General features: G+C 70.2%; 2 protein-coding genes. Both read right to left on the bottom strand.

The genetic code is table 11. The features are described from left to right. Positions 1–128: 128 nt before the first annotated feature. The gene (locus ACFXPK_RS32630; RefSeq protein ID WP_385007555.1) at positions 129–2,240 is read right to left on the bottom strand and encodes a hypothetical protein; all 2,112 of its coding nucleotides are present in this window, start codon (positions 2,238–2,240) and stop codon (positions 129–131) included. A gap of 142 nt (positions 2,241–2,382) precedes the next feature. Further along, positions 2,383–3,888, bottom strand: a complete 1,506-nt coding sequence (locus ACFXPK_RS32625) for a D-ribitol-5-phosphate cytidylyltransferase (protein WP_385007557.1) — start codon at positions 3,886–3,888, stop codon at positions 2,383–2,385. Between the last annotated feature and the right edge of the window lie 346 nt (positions 3,889–4,234).

The raw sequence follows: 4,234 nt of genomic DNA, 5'->3' as shown, positions 1-4,234 counted from the left end.
GTGTGGTGGTTTTTTTTTTTTTATTTAGCCCCGGGGGGGGGGGCGCGGGCCGTCCCCCGGGCGCGCGGCGGGCCCCCCCCCCCCCCCCCCCCGGGCCCGTCGTCCGGTCGTTCCCGACCTCGTCCCGGTCAGCCCCGTACGGGCGAGTCCAGGTCGTTGTTCTCCGCGCTGGGCGCCGAGTCGTCCGGCGCCGCGGCCGCCTCCGGCTCCCCGAGACGCTGCTCGACGCCCACGTTCCGCGCCAGGGACTTCGCGGACAGCACCTGGGTGGCCGCCTCGAACTGCTCCATCGACGTCGGCTCGTCGGGGCCCAGCAGATACCGCTTCAGCTCCCGGCGCTCGGCCGCCAGCCGGTCGGCCGCCGGGTCGGCGACCGCGGCGAGCAGATCGTCCAGCTCCCGCGCGCTGTTGGAGAGGATCACGGCGGCCCGTACGGCGGTGTTCTGCCGCTTGAACTCCTCCGGGCCCAGCTCCGCCGAGTCCGTGACCGCGTACGGCTTGCCGCTCGCGATGAAGTCGGAGACCACGCTGGAGATGTCGGAGACCATGGCGTCCGACTCGTTGAAGCAGTCGTAGAGCGCGGGCTCCGAGCCGTTGATGACCCGGTGCTCCCACCAGCCGGACGAACGCCAGTAGGCGCCGTTCCACTCGCGCCGCAGCCGGGTCAGCTCCTCCTGCCTGGCCGGGTCGGCCTGGGAGTCGCGCGACTGCTCCGCCTCGTCACGTCCCGTGTCAGCGGCGCCCATCAGCTCGCCGAGGCGCGCGGAGATCCGGGCCAGCTCCGCCTTGGCGGCGGTACGGTCCGCGCTCAGCTCGGCGCTCTCCTTCGCCCAGCGGGGGTCGGTGGCCCGCTCGGCCCCGGCCTTCTCCACCAGCGCGATGATCCGCTCGTGCACGGCCTTCGCCTTGGCGCTGCGGGTCCCGGTGAAGGGGTGCGGCTTGTAGAGCACCCGGACCGGGCTGTCGGCCTTCAGGAGCCGCTTGACGATGTTCTCGCCGGCCAGCAGCAGCGAGGTGTTGCCGGGGTTGTCGTCCCAGCCCTCCCACGTCGGCGCGTACAGCACCGTCGGGACGGGGTGGCGCTGCGCGCCGCTGTACGGCTCGATCGGGGCGAGCTGCGGACGGCCCACCTCCACGATGTCCTCGTCGCGCACCCCGACGTCGGCCAGCGCGTACCGGTCGCGCCCGGCCCGGCCCGCCGTCCACACCTCGTCGTACGCCTTGCTGTACGGGTTGACGCTGGCCAGCTTGTCGCTGTCGCCGTGGCCGATGAAGACGTGCTTCATGGTGGGCACGCGCAGCATGTGGATGTTCTTGCCGACGTTGGCCGCGTACAGCGCGACCCGGACGGTCGACAGGTCCAGGTTCATCAGGTGCACCCCGCCGGGGACGCAGAGCACCGGCACGTCCGTCGTCCCGAGCTGCTGGGCGATGGCCCGCTCCCGCAGCACGATCAGCGGCCGGCCCTCCAGCCGGTCCATGGTGTCCAGCCACATGTTGACCTGGTACGCGGACTCCTTGGAGCCGGAGAAGTAGAGCATCACGGTCGGCTTGTACTCGCCCAGCCAGCCGTCCACCGCCGCGAGCACCTTCTCGGCGTTGGGCACCAGCCGGCTCGGCCGCAGGTACGGCAGCAGCGCGGCGATGTAGCCGACGGCGAGGAGCAGGCTGAGGCCGAGGCCGGTGAAGCCGTAGATGTTGTCGCGGGTCTGGAGCGTGATGATCACGCCCACCATGGCGAAGACGTCGAGGTGGAGCATCTTCTCCGCGGAGCGGTTGAGCAGCCCGCGCGGCGGCGCGTCCGGGATCCGGATGGCGGCGGCCAGGTCGATGTTGCGGGTGACCACGGGCAGCCTGCGGCGCAGCCGGAGCAGGGTGACGATCGCGCCGTGCGGCGCCTGGAGCGCGTAGAACAGCAGCACCATGACGACGGTCACGTAGAAGATCCGGTCCTCACCGAGGCCGGACCTGGCGACCAGCAGCACCAGCAGCATCTGCCGGATCAGGAAGCGGATCGAGAGACCGGCGCGCACCTTGGCGAGCCGGTTCACCAGGTAGCTGCCGCGCTGGTGCAGATAGGTGTCCGCCAGATAGGACACGGCTGCGGCCGCCGCGAAGAGCCAGAGGTTGGGGAGTATCGCGGCGAGCATGACGCACGGGAAGCTGATACCCAGAAGAAGTGCGGCTGCCAGCTCTGATCCGCTGCCCACGCGGGCCAGGCGGATAGCTGTCGAAATCACGGAAAACCTGCTCCAGACCGTGCCGGCTGTTGACCTTGCAAGGGAAGCGTGAGGGCGCGACGCGCGACCCTCACGAACTCGGGCCTCCGCGGTTCGCGCGGAGGCGACCCACAGAGGCCCTGTCAAAGATTGTCAAGAAGTATTACACATCTCCCTGACGGTCCAGTACGGCCGCGAGGGCCTGCTCGAAGTCGGACGACTCCGAGGCGGAGCGCGTCGGGTCCTGCTGGCGCACGTCGATCACATGGCCGGTCAGCTCGGAGAGCAGCACGTCCAGGGAGGTCTTCGCGACCGCCTCGGAGGAGAGCAGCGAGCCCTCCGGCTCCTGGCCGAACGCCTTGGTGCGCATGGGGGTGGCGGTGCGCTCGGGGTTCACGCAGTTGACCCGGATCCCCTCGCCCGCCCACTCGTCGGAGAGCGCCTGGGTCAGATTGACCATGGCGGCCTTCGTGGACGAGTAGAGGCTGTACTCGGCGCGGCCCCGGGTGTAGCTGCTGGAGGTGTAGAGCATGAGCTGGCCCTTGGTCTCCACCAGGTACTTGTACGAGGCGCGCGCGATCTGCACCGGCGCCAGGTAGTTGACGTTCAGCGCCTCCTGGATCGTGGTGTTGTCCGTCTCGGCCAGCTTGCCGATGCGCAGCACGCCCGCGGTGTTGATCACGTAGTCGATCCGGCCGGTCTCGCCGTAGGCGCGGGAGAGCGCGTCGTCCACGTGCTCCGGGTTCTCCACGTGCGTCCCGGTGGTGGAGCGGCCCAGGGCGTAGACCTTGGCGCCGTAGCCCTCGGCGAGCTGGGCGATGTCGGCGCCGATGCCGTACGAGCCGCCGAAGACGACCAGCGTCTTGCCGGTGAGCAGCTCGCGGTAGGACTCCTCGGACGGCTGCTCGGGCGCGCTCGCCGAGGCGAGCTGGAAGAGCTTGTCCGCGATGAAGACGTCGACCGGCTGGGTGACCTTCATGTTGTACTCGTCGCCCGCCACGACGTAGATCGGCACGTCCGGCAGGTACTTGAGCACGACGGAACAGTCGTCGGTGGCCTGGAAGTTGGGATCGTCCGCCGCGACCTCGTACGCCTTGCGCACGGTGGAGAGCTTGAACGCCTGCGGGGTCTGGCCGCGGCGCAGCCGGGAGCGGTCCGGGACGTCGGTGATGAACTCGCCGTCGCCGCCGTGCGTACGGGTCACGATGATCGTGTCGGCGGACGGGATGGCCACGTCCACCGCCTGGTAGCGCTCCAGCGCGTCCACGCAGTCCTTGATCACGCGCTGCGAGAGCAGCGGCCGCACCGCGTCGTGGAACAGCACGTTGCGGTCCTCGCCCGGCGCCAGGCCCTCGCTCAGCGCGGCGATGGCGCGCTCGGTGGTCTCGTTGCGCGTCGTGCCGCCCTCGATGACCCGGGAGACCTTGGTCAGTCCGGCCTTCGCGACGATCTTCTCCACGTCGGGCACGTAGCCGGGGGCCATGAGCACGATCACGTCGTCGATCGAGTCGCTCTGCTCGAAGATCCACAGGGTGTGCTCGATGACCGCCTTACCGGCGATCTTCAGCAACTGCTTCGGGATCGACAGGCCCACACGCTGACCGGTACCGCCCGCCAGGACGACAGCGGTGGTGCGGGGCTTCGCGGGCGGCGCGGAAGTTGCAGACACAGACAGACCTACCTTGCGGGCTCAGAGGATGTAGCGATGGTCCCACCCGTGGCAATCGTCGTGCAAGGTGGACCACAGCCGGACGCCACCGGCCCGCAACCCCTGATTCACCTGGGGAAACCGGTGCGTCCGTGGTGCGTGGCCGGGAGGTGTACGTGAAGGAGACCACAAAAGATTCACGTCGGAGCGCGGGGGGTCACAGATGAGAGGTCCACGGGGGAGCGGGGGGGCCGGCCCCCGACGGCGCCCCCGGCCCCCCCCGGGGGGGAGTGGGGGTTTTTAGGGGGGAACCCACGCGGCCCGCGCCCCCCCGGGGGCGCCGGGGGGGGCGGCCCGCCCCCCCGCC

The organism is Streptomyces sp. NPDC059142 (assembly GCF_042755665.1).
In the GTDB taxonomy this organism is placed as follows: domain Bacteria; phylum Actinomycetota; class Actinomycetes; order Streptomycetales; family Streptomycetaceae; genus Streptomyces.
This window is presented reverse-complemented; position numbering and strand designations above follow the sequence as displayed.